General features: G+C 45.0%; 15 protein-coding genes. 2 read left to right on the top strand and 13 right to left on the bottom strand.

Features of this window, described 5'->3' with window-relative positions:
• Positions 1-4: 4 nt before the first annotated feature.
• The 6 genes from BJR36_RS00740 to rimO form a co-directional block, all read right to left on the bottom strand.
• Positions 5-2,707 (bottom strand): FtsK/SpoIIIE family DNA translocase, encoded by a 2,703-nt coding sequence (locus BJR36_RS00740; RefSeq protein ID WP_242875416.1) that lies wholly within the window; start codon positions 2,705-2,707, stop codon positions 5-7.
• Positions 2,708-3,006: 299 nt separating this feature from the next.
• The gene (locus BJR36_RS00735) at positions 3,007-4,290 is read right to left on the bottom strand and encodes an O-acetylhomoserine aminocarboxypropyltransferase/cysteine synthase family protein (RefSeq protein ID WP_091229858.1); all 1,284 of its coding nucleotides are present in this window, start codon (positions 4,288-4,290) and stop codon (positions 3,007-3,009) included.
• 174 nt (positions 4,291-4,464) lie between these two features.
• Positions 4,465-5,394 carry a CFI-box-CTERM domain-containing protein gene (locus BJR36_RS00730; protein WP_091228717.1) on the bottom strand — a complete coding sequence of 310 codons (930 nt, stop codon included), beginning with the start codon at positions 5,392-5,394 and terminating at the stop codon, positions 4,465-4,467.
• A 236-nt stretch (positions 5,395-5,630) separates the two neighbouring features.
• Positions 5,631-6,878 carry a competence/damage-inducible protein A gene (locus tag BJR36_RS00725; protein ID WP_091228713.1) on the bottom strand — a complete coding sequence of 416 codons (1,248 nt, stop codon included), beginning with the start codon at positions 6,876-6,878 and terminating at the stop codon, positions 5,631-5,633.
• The gene (gene pgsA / locus BJR36_RS00720; RefSeq protein WP_091228709.1) at positions 6,879-7,424 is read right to left on the bottom strand and encodes a CDP-diacylglycerol--glycerol-3-phosphate 3-phosphatidyltransferase; all 546 of its coding nucleotides are present in this window, start codon (positions 7,422-7,424) and stop codon (positions 6,879-6,881) included.
• Complete coding sequence (rimO, locus tag BJR36_RS00715; RefSeq protein WP_091228707.1) at positions 7,408-8,745, bottom strand: 30S ribosomal protein S12 methylthiotransferase RimO; 1,338 nt, start codon at positions 8,743-8,745, stop codon at positions 7,408-7,410. Before rimO ends, pgsA begins: the two co-directional genes overlap by 17 nt.
• Before the next feature lie 268 nt (positions 8,746-9,013).
• Here rimO and BJR36_RS00710 point away from each other — a divergent pair, with 268 nt between their 5' ends.
• Positions 9,014-10,570, top strand: a complete 1,557-nt coding sequence (locus BJR36_RS00710; RefSeq protein ID WP_091228705.1) for an ABC-F family ATP-binding cassette domain-containing protein — start codon at positions 9,014-9,016, stop codon at positions 10,568-10,570.
• A gap of 94 nt (positions 10,571-10,664) precedes the next feature.
• Here the strand turns inward: BJR36_RS00710 and rpoZ are convergent, their stop codons facing one another.
• From rpoZ to BJR36_RS00690, 4 genes are all read right to left on the bottom strand, one after another.
• Positions 10,665-10,961: a DNA-directed RNA polymerase subunit omega gene (rpoZ, locus tag BJR36_RS00705; RefSeq protein WP_091228702.1), complete on the bottom strand. Its 297-nt coding sequence runs from the start codon at positions 10,959-10,961 to the stop codon at positions 10,665-10,667.
• A gap of 2 nt (positions 10,962-10,963) precedes the next feature.
• Positions 10,964-11,596 carry a guanylate kinase gene (gene gmk / locus BJR36_RS00700; protein ID WP_091229855.1) on the bottom strand — a complete coding sequence of 211 codons (633 nt, stop codon included), beginning with the start codon at positions 11,594-11,596 and terminating at the stop codon, positions 10,964-10,966.
• Positions 11,589-11,861, bottom strand: coding sequence for a DUF370 domain-containing protein (locus BJR36_RS00695; RefSeq protein WP_091228699.1), 273 nt, complete (start codon positions 11,859-11,861; stop codon positions 11,589-11,591). Before BJR36_RS00695 ends, gmk begins: the two co-directional genes overlap by 8 nt.
• Positions 11,862-11,951: 90 nt before the next feature.
• Entirely contained in the window at positions 11,952-12,830 is an 879-nt protein-coding gene (locus BJR36_RS00690; protein ID WP_091228697.1) for a YicC/YloC family endoribonuclease, read from the bottom strand.
• 259 nt (positions 12,831-13,089) lie between these two features.
• Between BJR36_RS00690 and BJR36_RS00685 the strand changes: the two genes are divergently transcribed.
• Positions 13,090-14,823: an Rqc2 family fibronectin-binding protein gene (locus BJR36_RS00685; protein WP_091228695.1), complete on the top strand. Its 1,734-nt coding sequence runs from the start codon at positions 13,090-13,092 to the stop codon at positions 14,821-14,823.
• Between the two features lie 136 nt (positions 14,824-14,959).
• On the opposite strand, the gene BJR36_RS00680 is transcribed toward BJR36_RS00685, so the two are convergent.
• The 3 genes from BJR36_RS00680 to recN all read right to left on the bottom strand — a co-directional run bounded on the left by BJR36_RS00680 (position 14,960) and on the right by recN (position 20,458).
• Positions 14,960-16,759: a methyl-accepting chemotaxis protein gene (locus BJR36_RS00680; RefSeq protein WP_091228692.1), complete on the bottom strand. Its 1,800-nt coding sequence runs from the start codon at positions 16,757-16,759 to the stop codon at positions 14,960-14,962.
• Positions 16,760-17,277: 518 nt separating this feature from the next.
• Positions 17,278-18,714 carry a glycogen synthase GlgA gene (glgA, locus tag BJR36_RS00675; RefSeq protein ID WP_091228690.1) on the bottom strand — a complete coding sequence of 479 codons (1,437 nt, stop codon included), beginning with the start codon at positions 18,712-18,714 and terminating at the stop codon, positions 17,278-17,280.
• Between the two features lie 49 nt (positions 18,715-18,763).
• The gene (gene recN, locus BJR36_RS00670; protein WP_091228687.1) at positions 18,764-20,458 is read right to left on the bottom strand and encodes a DNA repair protein RecN; all 1,695 of its coding nucleotides are present in this window, start codon (positions 20,456-20,458) and stop codon (positions 18,764-18,766) included.
• Positions 20,459-20,493: the final 35 nt, after the last annotated feature.

Raw genomic sequence — 20,493 nt, 5'->3', positions numbered from 1 at the left:
CACTTTAAATATATTCGTCAATATATTCTTCGAATTCTTCTATTGACATGAGAACCTTCCTGGGCTTCGTTCCTTCCTCATCACCTACGACGCCGGCTTCAGAAAGCTGGTCCATGATTCTGGCGGCCCTGTTGAACCCAATTTTGAAAACGCGCTGAAGCATGCCGATAGATGCCTTATCTTTTTCAATTATGAATTTCCCGGCATCTGTAAAATAGGCATCCCGTTCTGCAGATGCTGAGCCGCTCTCTGCGGATGCCTGGGCACTGTTGATTTTCGTCTCGATATCGCTGTTATATACGACAGCAGAGTGCTTGCTTGTCAGAAAATTAACGACATCCCCAACCTCTCCGTCTGAAACGAAGGCGCCCTGCACCCTGGCTGGTTTCTGGTAACCGGAAGGGTAGAAAAGCATATCGCCCTTGCCGAGAAGCTTTTCAGCACCGTTCATGTCTATGATTGTCCTGGAATCGACTCCTGACGATACGGAGAATGCAATCCTCGAAGGCATGTTCGCCTTGATCAGACCGGTGATGACATTGACAGAAGGTCTCTGTGTCGCAATGACAAGATGGATCCCGGCTGCTCTGGCAAGCTGCGCCAGCCTGCAGATGGCATCCTCTACCTCGCCCGGAGCAACCATCATCAGGTCTGCAAGCTCATCTACGATAATGACGATCTGCGGAAGCTTTTCCGGTTTGCCATCTTCTTCGATATCCTTAATCGTTTCGATTTTTTCATTATATCCCTTCAGATCCCTTACATTCAGGTCAGCGAATTTTTTGTATCGCTCCGTCATTTCTGCAACAGCCCAATTAAGGGCTCCGGCTGCTTTTTTAGGGTCTGTAACGACCGGAATGAAAAGATGAGGGATTCCGTTGTAGACGCTGAGCTCGACAACCTTGGGATCAATCATGATGAGCTTGACATCCGCCGGATCTGCCTTATACAGAATGCTCATGATGATCGTGTTGATACATACCGATTTACCAGAGCCGGTCGCACCCGCTATCAGAAGGTGGGGCATCTTTGCAATGTCCGTTACCACTACCTGCCCCGATATGTCTTTTCCAGCTGCAAAGGCTATGTTTGACGGATGTTTTCTGAATTCATCCGACTCCAGAAGATCCCTCAGCATAACTGCGCTGTTTTCCTTATTCGGCACTTCTATGCCAACGGCTGCCTTTCCAGGGATTGGAGCTTCTATCCTGATGTCAGCAGCAGCAAGATTCAGTTTAATATCATCGGCAAGGCTCACAATTTTACTTACCTTTACGCCTTGTTCCGGCTGAAGCTCATATCTTGTTACGGATGGACCGCAGCTTACATTTGTGACAGCAACTCCGACACCGAAGTTCTCAAGGGTTTTCTGAAGCTTTATTGCTGTCTCCCTGAGATGCTTCTCATTTCCTGCAGCCGATTTTTTTGACCCTTTATGCAGGAGGTCAATTGGCGGGAATTCATATTTGACAGGTGAATCAGCAGGTTCCTGAAGAATTCCGGATTCCTCCTGCTGGTCTGAAGCAGCTGGTTGTTTAACTGCCGCTTCTGCCGCAGGCGGCTCCTGATCAGCCCTGTTATCCATAGGATCAGCTTCCTGGAAGGGGATTTCCTCCTCCTCTTCGCCGTCCTGACCGGATGATGCACCTGTTTCAGGCGCAAAACATGGGTTGCCCTGGGTACCGTCCTGCTCAGGAACTGCATCGATTCCAAAAAACGCTGTCTGTTCCTGGCCGGCCATCTCATGGTCGTACGCAAAGACAGCCTCGAAATCATACATGTCTTCTCCATAGGCCAGCAGCTGTTCTTCCGGCAGTGCAGCCAGTTCTATTGCAGGAGTGTCAAATGCTGTTTCTGGGAATGCTTCAGAAATCTCATGGATCTCATCCGCTTCCGGTGCCTCCGCCGTGATTTTCGTGTCAATTGCGACACCCGAAACCTTCTTCTCCATCCTGAGCTCTTTTCTGAGTGCCCTGGCTTCCTGGCTGGCTTTATGCCTCTCTTTTCTCTTTGCGACGTCATCCCTGGCTGAGACATATACTTTTGAGCTTCCTTTTTTAACGCCTCTGAAAAAGGACTTTTCAGTAATCATCACTACGCAGATAATGATTCCTATGATGATTACGACATAGGCTCCTGCCAGACCGAATGCAGGCGTCAACAGATCCGCCAGGAGGCCGCCGATCAAGCCGCCACCCTTTTTTTCAAGCGAAGAAACTCTGTAATATTCTGATAATCCAGGCAGGCCGTCTCGACCAGTGGATATCAGCTGCATAAAGGTGCACATGACTATGAAAAGCAGAATTTCTGCCGCGATTTTTATATGGGCGATGCGGTTGTTTCTATTGGAAACAGCAAACGCAGCTCCAAGGAAAAGCAGGAACGGAAACAGATATGCCATGATTCCGAACATTCCGAACAGAAACCCGCTTATGTACCTTCCAAAAAGGCCGCCGGCTCCGAAACTGCTGATGGCAAGGAGAATGGATACTGCCAGTACTCCAAGGAGCACCACTTCGTCCTTTAAGCCATGTCCAGGTGCGCCTGCCGGCTCCGGAGCCGTTATCCTGCGGGCTGCGGTTCTCTTTGTCTGTGTTCTGTTTGTCTGTGTTTTTTTTGCCTGTGTCTTCTTTGCTGCTGTCTTTTTAGCCTGGGATTTCGGACCAGCGTTCCTGGTTTTGTTTATGTTTTTTGTATTAGTAGTCATCCATTGTTCCTCTCCTGCTTAGCGCGGTGCCTTTACGACCCAATTCCATTGCGCGGGTGGCTCCACACCGAGCATTCTTTATCTCATCGACAAACTGTCCCATGAGATAAAAAGAACGTAACTATTCAAAATCCCTGCCTCGCAAGGTGTTTTTATGCTGAATTTGCATAAAAACACGAGACATGCGTGCGCCAAATTGCTGATTTTGCAATTTGTGTGCATCATCGGTGACTATGAAGGGCGTAGTCCTGAATAGTTACAAAAGAACCACCTTGCAGTGATTCTCTTCTTTCAGCTTATCAGATTTTATCAAGAGCCTGCTGTAAATCAGCAATGATATCCTGAACATTCTCAATCCCTACAGAAAGCCTGATCAGGGCAGGATCGACGCCTGCTTCTGCAAGCTGTTCATCGTTCATCTGTCTGTGCGTATGGCTCGCCGGATGCAGTACAGATGTACGCGCATCTGCAACATGAGTCACGATGGCAGCAAGTTCAAGGCTGTCCATGAACCCGGGCGTCACTTCCCTTCCACCTTTTAAGCCAAATGAAATGACGCCGCAGGTTCCTGTCGGCATGTATTTCTTTGCCAGGTCATAATACTTGTTGCTCTTTAATCCGGGATAATTGACCCAGGCAACCTTATCGTTGCTTTCCAGGAATTCAGCTACCGCCTGGGCATTCTCACAATGTCTCGGGACCCTGAGATGAAGGGTTTCCAGACCAATATTCAGAAGAAAGGCATTGTTGGGAGACTGGACTGAACCCAGGTCTCTCATAAGCTGAACAGTTGCCTTTGTGATGTAGGCTGCTTTTCCGAATTTTTCGGTATAGGTAATTCCATGGTAGGAATCGTCAGGCTCAGTCAGGCCTGGGAACTTGTCAGCATGGGCATCCCAGTCGAAATTGCCGCTGTCAACAATGCATCCGCCAAGGCTTACCGCATGGCCATCCATGTATTTCGTGGTAGAGTGCGTTACGATGTCAGCACCCCACTCAAAAGGCCTGCAGTTTATTGGAGTTGCAAAGGTATTGTCTACGATCAGCGGTACTCCCTGGCTGTGGGCAATCTTTGCGAATTTTTCAATGTCAAGAACGACAAGTGCTGGATTTGCAATCGTTTCTGCAAACAGTATTTTGGTGTTTGGCTGAAAAGCAGCTGCAATCTCCTCCTCTGAAGCATCAGGATTAATAAAGGTGGAGGAGATTCCAAGCTTCTTCAGGGTAACTGCAAGAAGATTGTGTGTTCCGCCGTAGATTGTCGAAGAGCTTACGACATGGTCGCCTGCCGAGCAGATGTTGAATATGGCAAAGAAGTTGGCAGCCTGTCCCGATGAAGTGAGCATTGCTGCGACACCGCCTTCAAGATCTGCAATCTTGGACGCAACAGCATCATTTGTAGGATTCTGAAGACGTGAATAGAAATAGCCCTCATCCTCCAGGTCAAAAAGGCGACCCATCTGATCGCTTGTCTCATATTTAAAAGTCGTGCTCTGATAAATCGGGAGCACTCTTGGTTCCCCATTTTTCGGCTGCCATCCGGACTGTATGCATTTTGTTTCTGGCCTGTAATTTTTATTCATCATAATGTGTGTCCTTTCGCTATCGGGTATATTTTTTAAATGTTCAGACCCCCTGTCTCGCGAGGTGTTTTTATGCTGATGTTGCATAAAAACCTGAGACATTCGTGCCCCAAATTGCTGATTTTGCAATTTGTGTGCATCATATGTGACTATGAAGGACGTAGTCCTGAATAGTTACTTATATTTTTCTTTAAGCTCCATTACCATTTTTGTATACACTTCCTGGCATTTCGCATTTTTGTTTTCTTCAATAAGCCTGATGCAGGGTTCTATATAAGCCTTCCATATGCCAAGGTAGACTTCTTTGTGATCAGGCAGCTTATTGATGCGTTTGACAATGGTCGGCGCAATGTCATAATACTGCTTTATAAGAAGTTCGCCCTCGGACTGGTTCTGCAGATATGTATCGCGGTAGCTTCTCAGAAGGGTAAGTTCATAACAGTCATCAGGTTTTCCAAAGCTTTCGCATACAGCTGTTGTTATATAGCACAACTTCTTCCTGAATCCGTTGTTGATCTCCTCAAACCCTGCTTTCCCAAGATTTGTTTTTGGGAATTGGATCTTCCAGCTTGCAAGTATTTCATCTGCAAGTGCCGCAGTTGATGATGTGCCGTATTCAAGAAGGCTTGGAGTCACATAGGTTGCCATAATAAAATTATAGTCAACCAGTTTGCTTTCTATGGCCTTTTTTCTGCCAATCTGCTGAAGATTTTCATCCACTTTTTTTACGAAGTCACTGGAAATCCCTCTCAGATACTCCGGTTTGTCCTTTGACAATTGATAACCCTTATCAATTGCCTCCATGACATAATCATTTCGCTCACAAAAATCCCTGAAAGCTCCAGGATATTTATCCTTTTTGAAATTTTCGAATGCATGTTCCGTATTAAGGAGCATGCCAGGCAGCCTGTCCGTTGCAATCCTCAAATAATCGTCAAATTTATCCGGATCCGCACTGTCCTCTTCTGCCTGTAGTTCTGCAGCCCTTACAGCCATTGCCGCTGTGATCTCGCTGCCGCAGTACATGCAGATAACCTTCTCCAGATTATCCGGAATCTGAAGGGCACCTCCGCACTCAGGACATTTTGCTTCTTTAAAAGTCATTCTATTTCCTCCAATTACTGTAGTTTTGGTAAATTTATCACAATCATATCGCCGGTATCCAGCTCAAAACCTCATCATGTTTTGGCAAAAAGGCGCACATCGGCGTTCCATTCCATAGCTGTCTATTAGTTTATCACAGTAATTATCCAAAATCAAGAAATTATAGAACCCTGTCTCAGGCATCCAGGGGGCTCAGATGAAGCCCGGGGATACCGGAAACAGGGTCCGTATTTTTACTATTCTATATCTTCCAGGATACAGTCTCTCACAAATATCAGGGCATTTACCACTGCATTTTCGCGGATTTTTGACCGGTTCCCCTTGAAAATGAACTTTCTGACAGTAACCTTTCCATTCAGGAAGCAGCCCATATACACAAGCCCCACTGGCTTATCGTCAGTGCCCCCGTCAGGTCCTGCAATTCCGGTAACAGATATGCAGAGATCGCATCCAGCCTTTGAAGCGCCTCCACGTGCCATCTCTTCTGCTGTCTGTTCGCTGACGGCGCCGTATGCACGGAGCGTCTCTTCGCTTACTCCAAGAAATTCGGTCTTTGCTTCGTTGGCATAAGTAACGAATCCTGCCTTAAACACATCTGATACGCCTGGAACGTTTACCAGCCTGCCTGAGACCAGTCCACCCGTGCATGACTCTGCAGTCGCAATCGTGAGATTCTTTTTTTTCAGCAGACTGGCAATGGACTCCTCCAGAGTTTCCTTGTCATCTGTTGAATAGATGTGGTTCCCAAACCGCTTTGCAAGTTCAGCTGAAACAGGCTCAATAAGCCTGAAGGCACTCTCTTTATCCGGTGCCTTTGCCGTAATCCGAAGATGTACCTCTCCGGTCTTCGCATAGGGTGCAACAGTAGGGTTGCTCTGTCCGTCAATAAGGTCTCCAATCATGGTCTCCACAAGGCTTTCTCCAAGCCCGCAAATCTTAACTGTCTGCGAATATATGACTTCCGGCTGCAGCCTGTTCAGAAATGGCGCAATGGAGATGGTGAACATAGGAATCATCTCGTTTGGCGGGCCAGGCAGCATAATGACCGTCTTCCCATTATGTTCTGCAATTATGCCAGGCGCGGTGCCGTTTTCATTGTCGACAGCAATCGCACCTTCCGGAATCTGTGCCTGCTTCCAGTTATTATCAGGAATAATCCTGTGACGGGAACCTGCAAAATAGGCTTCGATCCTCTTTCGGCTGTGTGCATCTTCTACCAGTTGCCTGCCAAGCACTTCTGCGACCGTTTCTTTTGTCAGATCGTCCTTTGTAGGGCCTAATCCGCCTGTAAGAATGACAACATCCGAACGGGAAAGGGCGGTTTTCAGAGTTTCCGAAAGCCTTTCCTTATTGTCGCCTACGACGCTCTGGTAATAGACCGAGATGCCCAGACGGGCACATTGTTCCGCCAGAAAGCTTGCATTGGTATTTACGATATTCCCTAGCAGCAGTTCCGTCCCAACTGAAATCAGTTCGGCTTTCATCTATTTTCCTCCTTCGCTCAGTACGGTCTTGTTTTTAACAACGTAATCAACCAGTGATATGATTGTAAGCGCAAGTGCAATATAAACGAAAGCAGTTTCAAGAACATCAAATACAGGACTTGCAAGGTTGATGATCAGAAGTATGATCATGACCATCTGGGAAACGGTCTTGAATTTTCCCCAGTAGCTGGCTGCGATTACAATTCCGTTGTCTGAAGCAATCAGACGGAATCCGCTGATGATGAATTCGCGGCTGATGATGACCACTACGATCCATGCAGGAAGATTGCCCGTTTCAATCAGGCATATCATTGCAGCACAGACGAGAAGCTTATCAGCAAGGGGATCCATGAATTTTCCGAAGTTTGTCACAAGGTTATGCTTTCTTGCAAGATATCCGTCAAACCAGTCTGTCATGCTGGCAACGATGAAGATCGCAGCGGCTATATATCTTCCAGCGTCTCCGGCTATGTCTGTAAGCATGAACACAAGGAAAAACGGTATCATGCACACTCTGAGTATTGTAAGTTTATTTGGTAAATTCATCTGCAAGCTCTCCTATTAAATCATATTCCACTGCGCCGGTAACTTTCGCTTTTGCAAAATCTCCGGACATTAACTGTTCTCCCGTATGGATAAAAATATATCCGTCGATGTCGGGTGCATCCCTGTAAGTTCTGGCTATATAAGCATTCTCATCTGCCAGTTTGCCTTCGATCATGACAACCAGTTCACGGCCGACCATTGCCTCAGACTTTTCAAAGGCGATTTCCTGCTGCAGTTCCATGATTTCCTCACGGCGCGCGTCCTTCGTCTCTTCATCCACCTGATTTTCAAAAGATGCAGCCGGCGTGTCTTCTTCTGGCGAATACTTGAATACGCCAAGGCGGTCGAATTCCATCTCATCCACAAAGTCTAGAAGTTCCTCGTGATGCTCCTGCGTCTCGCCCGGAAATCCGGTAATCAGCGTTGTCCTGATTGCAATGTCAGGAATCTCCTTCCTGAGCTTGCCGACTATATCCCTGAGCTGTGCCTGGTTTGTCCGGCGGCCCATTCTTTTCAGTATTTCATCCGCAGCATGCTGTATAGGAAGATCCAGATAATGGCAGATTTTTGATTCTTCCTTCATTACCTGAATGAGTTCATCCGTGATTTCCTCAGGATAGCAGTAAAGAATCCTGATCCATCTGAGTCCGCTGATTTTACAGAGCGCCCTTAATAGTTTCGGAAGGCTCTTTTCACCGTAAATATCCATTCCATAAAGGGTTGTCTCCTGTGCGACAAGGATCAGTTCCTTTACGCCCTGGGCTGCCAGCTTTTCAGCATCCCTGACAAGCCTTTCTATCGGCACGCTTCTATAGCTGCCCCTGATAGAAGGGATGATGCAGTAAGTGCAGTGCTTGTCACAGCCCTCTGCAATCTTCAGATGCGCATAGTGTCCGCCTGTGGTAATGATTCTCTTTCCTTCTGTATCAGGAAGCGCAGCAAGGTCGTGGAACATGCTGATATGCTTTCCTTCAAGAACTTCCTTCACGATTGCAACGATTTCATCATAGGTGCTGGTTCCCAATATGGCATCGACTTCTGTGATTTCCTGCTGGATTTCGTCCTTATACCGCTGTGCGAGACAGCCGGCCACGATAAGGGCCTTGCATTTGCCGGACTTTTTGTGCTCCGCCATTTCCAGAATTGTATTAACGCTCTCTTCTTTCGCATCATTGATAAAACAGCAGGTGTTGACGACTATAACGTCCGCATCCGTTTCATCATCTGTAAACGAAAAACCATTTTCGGCTAAAAGCCCTAGCATTACCTCTGTGTCAACGAGGTTCTTATCGCATCCGAGGGATACAAAAAATAATTTCATAAATAATCTCCTTAAATAATCTCATGAGCTGTTTCCCAATCAAATGTGCGAAAACTTCTCGCATATGGTTATAAGCCCCATTTAACCTTCTTAAGACATTCTAACCTTTTAGGCCAAAAAGGTCAACCACGAAGAAAATTTACAAAACTACTAGGAAAATAGACGGAATTATTGTAAAATGAAAACTGTTTGGATATTTCGAACTGCGGGGTAACGGGTGATTTGTCCCATCCCTGATCACACATGTAAAAAAATTAAGGAGTCTGCAATGAGCATATTAACTGTTTCCAATTTAAGCCACGGTTTTGGTGACCGTGCCATATTTAACAATGTATCCTTCCGCCTCTTAAAAGGCGAACACATCGGCCTGATCGGTGCCAATGGAGAAGGAAAATCTACGTTCATGAACATCGTGACTGGAAAGCTGCAGCCGGACGACGGCAAGGTGGAATGGTCAAAAAATGTGAGAGTCGGCTATCTCGACCAGCATACGGCCCTCGAAAAGGGAATGACGATCCGCGACGTCCTGAAGTCTGCATTCTCATATCTCTTTGAAATGGAAGAGAAAATGAACCAGATCTGCGACCAGATGGGGGAGGCCGACGAAGACGGGCTCAATGCCATGATGGAGGAACTCGGTACAATCCAGGATCTTCTGACAATGCATGATTTCTATATAATAGATTCAAAAGTCGAAGAAGTCGGAAGGGCTCTCGGTCTTGATGACATCGGCCTTGACAAGGACGTGACCGATCTGAGCGGCGGACAGAGGACAAAGGTTCTTCTTGGAAAGCTTCTTCTTGAAAAGCCTGACATTCTTCTTCTCGACGAGCCTACAAACTACCTTGATGTACAGCATATCGAATGGCTGAAGCGTTATCTCAACGAATATGAAAACGCCTTCATCCTGATTTCACATGATATTCCCTTCCTCAACAGCGTCATCAACCTGATCTACCATATGGAAAACCAGGAACTGAACAGGTATGTCGGTGATTATGATAAATTCGTCGAAGTCCATGAAATGAGGAAATCACAGCTTGAATCCGCATACAAAAGGCAGCAGCAGGAAATCAGCGAACTTGAGGATTTCGTTGCCCGCAACAAGGCAAGGGTTTCCACCAGAAACATGGCTATGTCAAGACAGAAGAAGCTGGACAAGATGGATGTCATTGAACTTGCTGCAGAAAAACCGAAGCCGGAATTCAACTTTAAAGAAGCAAGGGCTGCCGGAAAATACATTTTCCAGACCAATGAACTGGTAATCGGATATGACGAACCACTTTCCATACCACTCAACCTTTCCATGGAGAGGGGACAGAAAATTGCCCTTACAGGCGCAAATGGTATCGGAAAGACCACCCTTTTAAAGAGCATCCTTGGCCTGATCAAGCCTCTGAGCGGCGAAGCCGTCCTCGGCGACTATCTCCACATCGGATATTTCGAACAGGAAATGGCGCCGGGAAACACGACTACCTGTATAGAGGAAATATGGAAAGAGTTCCCTTCTTATTCCCAGTACCAGGTACGTTCCGCCCTTGCAAAATGCGGTCTTACCACAAAGCACATAGAAAGCCAGGTTCGGGTACTCAGCGGTGGCGAGCAGGCGAAAGTAAGGCTTTGCAAGCTTATCAACCGGGAATCCAATATACTGCTTCTTGACGAGCCTACTAACCACCTTGACGTGGATGCGAAGGAGGAGCTGCAGAGGGCCCTGAAGGCTTACAAGGGAAGCATCCTTCTGATCTGCCACGAGCCTGAATTCTTTGAAGGCTGGGTAACGGATGTCTGGGACTGTACAAAGTGGACTACTAAAATTTTCTAAGAGAGAACAGCACGAATATTCCTTTGAGATAACAAACGGCCCGCAATTCAGGTATTGGAACCTGAGCTGCGGGCCGTCTCTTTTTAAATGGAAATTATTCTTCTACGTTTAATGAAACTTCTTCTGAAGAGAACGTTCTGTTCTCATTTGCTTCTTCGTCTTCTTCATCTCCGACGATCTTTACTTTTGATTTGTAAAGTTCTTCGATTGCTATTGAAAGCGGCTTTTTACCAGCACCATTTACCAGCGGCTCTTCGCCTCCAATAATCTGTCTTGCACGTTTTGATGTAGCTATGACAATTGAATACCTGCTGTTTACAACAGGCTGTTCTCCTATTTCCACTTCGCTGTTTACTACATTCATTAAATCTGTGTATGATGGATGTAACATATTTATTCTCCTTCCGAAAAACATTTAAGTTCTTCTCGTATGTTTTTTATGAGTTCTATATTTCTTGATGTTCTGTAATGCTCGCTTTGTATGATGTTATGCATCATATCCACGCACTCCTCGAGCTTATCATTGATCAGAAGGTAGTCATATTCTTCGACGCCTTCCGCTTCCTCATATGCCCTGCAGAGCCTGTTCCGGATCGTCTTCTCATCCTCGGTTCCGCGTCCTGCAAGCCTCCTCTCAAGCTCATCAGCTGCAGGAGGAGTTACAAAAAGCAGAAGCGTGTCTGGGAATCTTTCCTTCACCTTCAAGGCTCCCTGTATCTCAATTTCAAGAATTACGTCTTTGCCTTTTGCAAGCTGCTCATCGACGTAAGCCTTCGGCGTTCCATAATAATTGCCGACGTAATTCGCATATTCTATGAACTGCCCATCCTGAATCATCTTTTCAAATTCTTCAGTCTGTTTGAAAAAATATTCCCTTCCGTCGACTTCGCCCTCACGCGGTTTTCTTGTGGTTGCTGATATTGACAGCATATAGCCGTCATACTTCTTCAGCAGTTCCTTCATAAGAGTGCCTTTTCCGGCACCTGAAAATCCGGAAACCACTGTCAGAATTCCTTTTTTATTCATTTCCATCACCCTTTATCTCAGTTTCTCTTCCCGGATTAAACCGGTTTGCAATGGTTTCAGGCTGAAGCGCCGATAAGATAATCTGCCCGCCGTCTACGAATATGACGGCCTTTGTTCTTCTGCCCTGGGTGGCATCTACCACGCGTCCCTCATCCTTCGCACTCTGCACCAGCCTTTTGACGGGTGCAGACTCGGGACTTACGACAGCAACAATCTTGCTGGTGTTTACCATATTGCCGAATCCGGCATTGATCAGTCTCGCCAAATTTAACCCACCTTGCTGTTTTTTATTCGTTCTGCTTCAGAGCCGAGAATGCATTTGTTCATGGCTGAAGCCCTTATTTTACGGGACATCCTATTCGATATTCTGAATCTGTTCCCTTACTTTTTCAATTTCAGTCTTAAGGTCTATTGCCTTGTTCGAAATCGTCAGGTCATTGGCCTTGGAAAGAATGGTGTTTGCTTCTCTGTTCATTTCCTGGGCTATGAAATCCATCTTTCTTCCTACGCTTACGCCTTCATTGAGCGTCTCCCTCATGTGGTCGACATGGCTTTTGAGCCTCACAATTTCTTCGTCTACGCATATCTTATCTGCATAGAGGACCACTTCAGCGGCCATCCTGTTTTCGTCGATCTGGGTATCTTCCAGAAGGGCTCTGACTTTTTCTTCGAGCTTTGCACGGTACTCTTTGAGCATGTCCGGCGAACGCTCTTCAATATACTGAACCTGTTCAGACATCTCGTCAAGTTTCTTCATCAGGTCTGTTTTCAGGCTTTCACCTTCTTTTTCCCTGGTGCCTGCCAGCTGCTGGACAGCCCCTGATATGGCCTTCTCTAAAAGCTTCCAGAATTCTTCCTCGTCAAGTTCCTGCTCTTCCATAACGAAAACTTCAGGATAACGGGATAAAACAGATACACTGACATCGTTTCTCAGCCCCAGTTCTTCTGACATCTGGTTAAGATAACCGAGATATTCCTTTGCAAGCCCCGAATTATACTTTAATGACAGTTTGCTTTCGGTAAGATCTTCATAAGAAATGAATATATCCACCTTACCTCTTTCAAGGTACTTCTTCAACAGATTTCGTATGGATGACTCAAAAAAACTAAGTTTCTTAGGAATCTTGATGTTTATGTCCAAATACCTGTGGTTGACAGCCTTCATCTCCACGGTTATCTTCTTTAAACCGTCGGAGGCCTCGTTCCTGCCGAAACCGGTCATACTTCTAATCATAATAGTTCACTCTCTTTGCTGTTATTGGTCATAGCTATATTACATTATAATTCATTTGAAAATTGTCGTCAAGGAAAACACAATTCTTTGTTTCGTCAAACAGACAGGCCTGCTGCTTGTTCAGAGCACTGAGCGATCAGCTGACTTTTGCTTCCCTTGACAATATTTTGGCTTTTCTATATGATTAGTTTGTGTGCATCATTTGTGACTATGAAGGATATAGTCCAGGCACTTGAATTCATTTATAAGGAGATAATACATGGCATTAGACGGAATTGTAATTGCAAATATAGTTAAGGATCTCAATGATTATTTATTAAACGGGAGAATATACAAAATCGCGCAGCCTGAAAACGATGAGCTGCTTCTGACAATCAAAAACAACAGGGAGCAATACAGGCTTCTGCTATCAGCGAGCGCCAGCCTTCCATTGGTCTATCTCACCAGTGAAAACAAGCCGAGCCCAATGACGGCTCCGAACTTCTGCATGCTTCTGCGCAAGCATCTGAGCAACGGAAGGATTGTCTCTATCACACAGCCAGGACTGGAACGTATCATTAATTTCCAGATTGAACACCTGAATGAGCTTGGCGACCTCTGCCGCAAGACCCTTATCGTTGAGATCATGGGCAAACACAGCAACATCATCTTCTGCAATGATGAGGATATGATCATAGACAGCATTAAACATATTTCCGGGCAGGTAAGTTCGGTAAGGGAGGTCCTTCCTGGACGCACTTATTTCATCCCTGAAACCCAGCAGAAATCGGATCCTCTTTCTGCCGGTCCAGAGGATTTTGAAAAGAACGTGCTATCAAAACCTGTTCCTCTTTCAAAAGCCATCTATACATCGTACACCGGGATAAGCCCTTTGGCTGCTGAAGAAATCTGCTTCCGTGCTTCGCTGGATTCCGGGCTTCCGGCATCGGCTCTTACCCCTGACGAAATGCTTCACCTTAGCCATACCTTTGTCAGATTCATGGACGATGTCAGAAACGGAGAATTTGAGCCGGCAATCATTTATAACGGCAAAGATCCTGTAGAGTTTTCAAGCATCAGACTTTCCCAGTATGCCGACCTGAAAACGGTGACATTCAGCAGTATTTCAGAGGTTCTGGAAACCTACTACTCCGAAAAGAATACCCTGACCAGGATACGCCAGAAATCCGTAGACCTTCGTAAGATTGTACAGACTGCGCTGGAGCGTAACCGCAAAAAGCTCGAACTTCAGCTGAAGCAGATGAAGGACACTGAAAAAAAAGACAAATACAGGATATACGGCGAACTCATAAATACCTATGGCTACAGCCTTCAGGACAACGCAAAATCTCTTGAAGCCGTAAATTATTATGACGGCGAGACTATAAACATCCCTTTGGATCCCGATCTGACCCCTCTTGAAAATGCAAAAAAGTATTTCGACAGATATAACAAGCTCAAGAGGACCTACGAGGCACTTTCAAAGCTGATTCAGGAAACAGAGGAAGAAATCAGGCATCTGGAGTCTATCAGCACGGCTCTCGATATCGCCCTGGCTGAAGAGGATCTCGTCCAGCTTAAGGAAGAACTGATGGATTACGGCTATATCAGGAGAAAGCACACAGCAAAGAAGACTAAGATAACAAGCAAGCCTTTCCATTATATTTCAAGTGACGGATATCATATGTATGTCGGCAAGAATAACTTTCAGAATGATGAACTTACCTTCAAGTTTGCCATAGGGGAAGACTGGTGGTTCCACGCAAAGGGCATCCCCGGCTCCCATGTGATTGTCAAAACAAACGGCGACAAGCTTCCCGACAGAACCTTCGAAGAAGCTGGAAGGCTCGCCGCATATTATTCAAGCGGCCGAAACGGACAGAAAGTAGAGATCGATTATACGGAAAAGAAAAACGTCAAGAAGCCAGGCGGCGGAAAACCAGGCTTCGTTGTCTACTATACAAATTATTCACTCATGATAGATCCTGATATCTCAGGCATTCAGCAGGTTTAGCTATTCGGGACGATGTGCTTCAACCCAGCTCCTGTGCACAGCAAATGCAATATGCTTCCTTCTGATATAAGACAAGCGGCAAAATCCACTGACTCTGGATTTTGCCGCTTGTTTATGTTTTTGCTCTATTGAATGATCATACTCTGAATTTTTGGACAAGGCTGCTGATTCTTTCTGCCAGCTCAGCCTGTTCCTGGGTTGTTTTTGTAACCTCTTCTACGGCAACAGTTGCCTGTGTGATGCTTGAAAGGATATCATTTGTCCGCTCCACAGTCTGCTGGCTGGTATCTGTAACCCCCTGGACAGCTACGGATACATTGGCTACCGATTTTATCATAGTCTGTGTTGACTGCATCAGCTCTCCAGCCATTTTTTCAAAGAACTGGGCATCAGAGCTATAGGTCTCTCCTATTGTAACCATCTGTTCATAATCAGGATTTACCTTATCAATCAGGAATGCCAGAACTTCATTTGAGCTCTTCGATATATCCTGAAAAGCTTCCTGCACCTGAGCAGTAACGCTCCTGATATGGGTTACTGCGACACCGCTCTGCTCTGCAAGCTTTCTGATTTCATTGGCAACCACAGCAAATCCCCTGCCTGCTTCTCCTGCTCTCGCAGCTTCGATTGAAGCGTTCAGAGAAAGCAGATTTGTCTGGCTTGCGATATCCCCGATGGTATCTGCCATTACCTTAATTTCATTTACAACGCTTCCTGCACTTATGGAGTTCTTCAGGTTTTTGGAATTTTTCTCATACATTGCGCTTGCGCTTTTTGCTGACTCTACCCCGTTTTCCCTGATTTCCAATGCTCTTTTACCGATTTCGCCAGCAGATTTATCCTGCTCGATTGCTTTTTCTGAAAGCTCATCTGTTGTGATGGTAATTTCATCTTTTGAGGAATTGATTTTTGCTGCCGCGCTTCCAAGTTCATCTGTCTCCAGGACCATTTCCTCGGTATTTGCTTTTATGTTTTCCATGGTAGCCAGCAGTTCTTCAGATGTAGCTGAAAGTTCTTCTCCCGATGCGCTTAATGTCTGAATCTCATCCATGACGAGGATGATGGTCTCTTTCATTTTTTCCATGGATGCATTCATAGAGGTACAGATCTGTCCTATTTCATCCTTTGACTGGATGTCGATTTTCTGTGTCAGATCTCCATTTCCCATGGCATCTGCCAGAATACGTATCTTATTCAATTTTCCACTTATATACCTTGCCGTTATTACAGCAAGTATTATGGAAACCAGAATCGAAAAGGCCATAGTCAGATATAACCGCAAAGAAATGGAAGAAAACAAAGCCTCATTTTCATCATTCAGCTCTACAGCCTGCTTTTCATTATACGTAACTAAAAGATTCAGTATGCCATTCATATTTGAAACGATCGTGCTTCCATTGAACATCTCATTTGTTGCTTCGTCCTTCTTGCCATTCAAAGAAAAATCGCATACCTTTTTAGTCGATTCAACAAATGAATCGTTCAAAATTTTAAATTCGTCAAACAATTCCTGTTCTTTTTTTGTCATGTCCATTTTCTGGAATTCTGCAATAAGTTCACTTATAGAGTTCTGCTTTTCGGTCAGTGCTTCTGCCAGGGTCTCAATTTTCGGTTTTGCCGTTGTATATGAAACAGAAATCAAATTGGCCCTGTTCATAGTTTCATTAACCTGAATTTCTTTTAACAGGCTGATTGAAGTCAGCATTTCATCGTTCATCCTGCGTGCATTATTTTGAATCTTCATCATTCCCTGTATTCCTGACGAGCCTGCCACAAACACCAGTATCGTGACAAGAAAAAATGAACTCAGCAATTTGTTTTTTATCTTCAGATTTGTGTACAATCTGATGATCCGAAAATTAAATTTCCCAGGTACCTTGATTTTCTTTAAACCCTCCAGCCTTACTTTGATTTTTTTTCCTAGTAATTCCAACATGTTGTCAATCCTCCATACTCTTTAGCCAAATTGTTATGAAATCTGCATGGCCGATAAAATAAGTGCTCAAAATCCCCCCAATAGGAGCATTTGAATATCTTCAATTCTCTTATCGGTAATTTCCCATAAAAACTTAACCGCAATTCCAAGAGCATTTGCTTAATTGGAAATTCGAGAAATTTTCTATTAAGCTTAGAGTGTCAAAAGCCCTTCGTAAACCTCGGCTTCGTCAATTTGCACACTCACCAGCTGCAGCACAGCGATGGAAAACATGGTTCAATGAGCAGCTTTATGAAGACGTTGGTATTTGGGCCGCGTATTCTGCGGCCCTATGTACCACTACGTCTTCATCTAAGCGAGAGCGCGCTGCGAATGAACATGTTTTGCATCGCGTCCGCATTGTCGAAAACTGTGCAAATTGACGAATTCTATTCTGTAAAGGGGCTTTTGACACTCCACCCATATAAAGCAAAAAAAGACACCCTGATCCTGGCGGATTCGGGGCGCCTTTCATTGATTTATAATCTGTTATATAATTCTTCGTATTTTCTAGCTGAGGTATTCCAGGAGAAATCTGCTGCCATTCCTCTGTCGATGATTTTATTCCATTCCCTCTTACGGTTTGTATATACATGGAGTGCATACTTTATGATATCAAGCATTTCATGAGCATTGTAGTTTGTGAAAGAAAATCCCGTTCCCGAATTATTGTGCTGATCGTAAGGTTCAACGGTATCCTTCAGTCCCCCGGTTTCACGGACAATCGGCACGGTTCCATAACGCAGGCTCATAAGCTGGCTGAGTCCGCATGGCTCGAACAGCGATGGCATCAGAAATGCATCACATGACGCATAGATTTTATGTGACATGGCCTCTGAGTAAAAGATGTTGGCAGATACCTTGTCATTGTATTTCCAGTCATAATGCCTGAACATATTCTCGTATTTTTCATCGCCCGTTCCCAGAACCACAAGCTGAAGGTCAAGAGCGCAGAGATCATCCATAACGCACTCGATGAGATCGAGCCCTTTCTGGTCTGTAAGCCTTGAAACGATTCCTACCATGAATTTCTTATCATTGACTTCAAGTCCAAGTTCCTGCTGGAGAGCTCTCTTGTTTTTGATTTTTTCCTTGCGGAAATTAATGGCATTGTAATTCTGGGTGATGTATGTATCCGTCGCCGGATCATACTCTTCATAATCGATGCCGTTCACGATTCCAGAGAGCACATTGCTTCGCGCACGCATGAGGCCGTCAAGGCTTTCTCCATAAAACGGAGATTTGATTTCTTCAGCATAGCTGCTGCTCACAGTCGTTACTGCATCCGCATACACGATGCCGCCTTTCAGGAAATTGGCATCTCCGTAGGCTTCCAGCTTATCCGGCGCAAAATAATATTCAGGAAGTCCTGTTATATCCATTACAGTCTCATAATCCCATTTTCCCTGGAATTTCAGATTGTGTATGGTCATGATCGATTTCATATTAGAAAAGAATTCTCCCTCGTGGAACCTGTCCTTGAGGAATACCGGAATAAGACCTGTCTGCCAGTCGTGGCAGTGAACAATATCCGGCTGGAAGCCAATAACAGGCAATGCTGAAAGTGCCGCTTTTGAAAAGAAAGCAAATTTTTCAATGTCCTCATAAGCATTTCCGTAAGGTTTTACACCTCCCAGATAATACTCATTATCAATAAAATAGAACTGGATTCCTTCATATTCCAGTCCAAGGATTCCCACGTACTGTCTTCTCCATGCAAGATCCATGTAGAAATGCGCTTTGTATTCCATCATGTTCTTATATTCTTCAGAAATACAGGTGTATTTTGGAATTATGACCCTCACATCGTATTCTTCTTTATTGAAACATTTTGGCAGTGAGCCGACAACATCTGCAAGCCCTCCGGTCTTTATAAACGGAACTGCCTCCGATGCTACAAATAGTACTTTTTTCATAAAATATTCCTCCCTTACTTATTCAACCTCATATCATATATTGTAATAATCAGATTCCCATGGCTGCCTTTTTTTGTGCTGCAAGTTCTTTCATTTCCCTTGCGCTTTGAGTAACTTTATCTGTAATGGATGCGCCTCCAAGTATTCTCGAAAGTTCAGCGATAATCTCTTCATCATTCAGTTTTCTGATTGAAGTGATCGTACCATTATTCTTTATATTCTTCTCTATGGCATAATGGCTGTCCGCCATTGCCGCAATCTGAGGAAGATGGGTGATGCAGATTACCTGGTGCGCCCTCCCTATGACTGCAAGTTTCTCCGAAACCATCTGCGCAGTCCTTCCGCTGATTCCCGTATCGATCTCGTCGAAAATCAGGGTGTCAGTAGCATCCTTATCTGCAAGCACTGTCTTGACGGCAAGCATGATTCTTGATAATTCTCCGCCTGAAGCAACACTTCCAAGTGGTCTGAGCTTCTCCCCCGGATTCGTAGAAATCATGAATTCGGCTTCATCCGTGCCGTTCGCCGTAAAATGGTCAAGCCTGGTAAACTTCATTTCGAACCTGACCTCCAGGAAATTCAGCTCAACCAGCGCTTCCCTGACGCTTTCAACCAGGTTCAGTGCATACCCTTTCCTGATTTCCGATATTCTGTCTGACAGCTGAAGCAGGTTCTCTTCTTCCTTTTTCAGACGGTTCGAAAGTTTTTCTATATAAGCTTCGTAATCCCTGAGCTGCTCCAGCCGTTTTTCCTTTTCAGCCTGATATGCAAGTACTTTTTCGATGGTATCCCCATACTTTGATTTCAAATGATGAATGGTATTAAGCCTTTCCTCTGTCTCAAAAAAGCTGTCGCTGTCAACGTCGATCTGGCTGGCATAATCAGTCAGATCCCTGCTGAAATCATTCAGAAGGGCATCAATTTCTTCAAGCTGGGAAAGTATTCCTTCAAGACTGCTGTCGTATTCAACGACACTTCCTATTTCACGAACGGACCTGCCAATGCGGATCATGGCTGAATCGGACTCATCGTTGATAGAGAGGTTGTAGGCCTCTTTGACTGCATCCATGATTTTCTTGCCATTGAGAAGCCGTCTGTGCTTAGCCTCGAGGTCCTTATCTTCACCGGGAACAAGGCATGCAGCCGCTATCTCCCCTGTTTCAAATTCTGCAAAAGCCAGTTCTCTTGCCCTCTGGTCTTCATCAAGAATTGAGTTTTCGTATTCTTCCCTGATCTCCAGATAAGACCTGTAGCTTTTAGAAAGCTGGTCTTTTAATTGCCCGAGTTCTTTTTTTGCAAATTCATCTAATATCTCCAGATGCTTTTTCTTATTCAGAAGGGACTGGTGTTCATGCTGTCCATGGATATCGATCAGGAGTTCTCCTATCGATTTAAGCGCTGATGCCGTTACGGTTTCTCCGTTAACTTTGCTGACGCTTTTCCCCTTCATTATTTTTCTGGATAATATAATCTGTCTGTCTTCCTCCACCATTACATCCAGAGCCTTGATCTTATCAATCAGGGCGCCGTCTTCCAGCTGGAAAACAAGCTCAACAAGAGCATATTCCGCTGATTCGCGTATGATGTCCTTTGAAACCTTGCCGCCCAGAGCGAGGTTAATTGAACCGATTATGATGGATTTTCCGGCTCCTGTTTCACCTGTAAGGATATTAAGCCCTTCGTTGAAATATACATCGGCCTCATCAATCAGCGCTAAATTTTTTACATGTAGATTTAATAACATGATCCCACTCCTTATGCATGCAGCACTCTCAATCA

The sequence above is a fragment of the Anaerobium acetethylicum genome, assembly GCF_900096945.1.
Lineage (GTDB): Bacteria > Bacillota > Clostridia > Lachnospirales > Lachnospiraceae > Anaerobium > Anaerobium acetethylicum.
The sequence above is the reverse complement of the archived record's forward strand: the minus strand, read 5'-3'. Positions and strand labels throughout refer to the sequence as shown.

Bases quoted from the DNA above. Each gene is read 5' to 3' on its own strand.
- BJR36_RS00740 (WP_242875416.1), bottom strand. From the start codon at position 2,707: ATGACTACTAATACAAAAAACATAAACAAAACCAGGAACGCTGGTCCG.
- BJR36_RS00735 (WP_091229858.1), bottom strand. From the start codon at position 4,290: ATGAATAAAAATTACAGGCCAGAAACAAAATGCATACAGTCCGGATGG.
- BJR36_RS00730 (WP_091228717.1), bottom strand. From the start codon at position 5,394: ATGACTTTTAAAGAAGCAAAATGTCCTGAGTGCGGAGGTGCCCTTCAG.
- BJR36_RS00725 (WP_091228713.1), bottom strand. From the start codon at position 6,878: ATGAAAGCCGAACTGATTTCAGTTGGGACGGAACTGCTGCTAGGGAAT.
- pgsA (WP_091228709.1), bottom strand. From the start codon at position 7,424: ATGAATTTACCAAATAAACTTACAATACTCAGAGTGTGCATGATACCG.
- rimO (WP_091228707.1), bottom strand. From the start codon at position 8,745: ATGAAATTATTTTTTGTATCCCTCGGATGCGATAAGAACCTCGTTGAC.
- BJR36_RS00710 (WP_091228705.1), top strand. From the start codon at position 9,014: ATGAGCATATTAACTGTTTCCAATTTAAGCCACGGTTTTGGTGACCGT.
- rpoZ (WP_091228702.1), bottom strand. From the start codon at position 10,961: ATGTTACATCCATCATACACAGATTTAATGAATGTAGTAAACAGCGAA.
- gmk (WP_091229855.1), bottom strand. From the start codon at position 11,596: ATGAATAAAAAAGGAATTCTGACAGTGGTTTCCGGATTTTCAGGTGCC.
- BJR36_RS00690 (WP_091228697.1), bottom strand. From the start codon at position 12,830: ATGATTAGAAGTATGACCGGTTTCGGCAGGAACGAGGCCTCCGACGGT.
- BJR36_RS00685 (WP_091228695.1), top strand. From the start codon at position 13,090: ATGGCATTAGACGGAATTGTAATTGCAAATATAGTTAAGGATCTCAAT.
- BJR36_RS00680 (WP_091228692.1), bottom strand. From the start codon at position 16,759: ATGTTGGAATTACTAGGAAAAAAAATCAAAGTAAGGCTGGAGGGTTTA.
- glgA (WP_091228690.1), bottom strand. From the start codon at position 18,714: ATGAAAAAAGTACTATTTGTAGCATCGGAGGCAGTTCCGTTTATAAAG.
- recN (WP_091228687.1), bottom strand. From the start codon at position 20,458: ATGTTATTAAATCTACATGTAAAAAATTTAGCGCTGATTGATGAGGCC.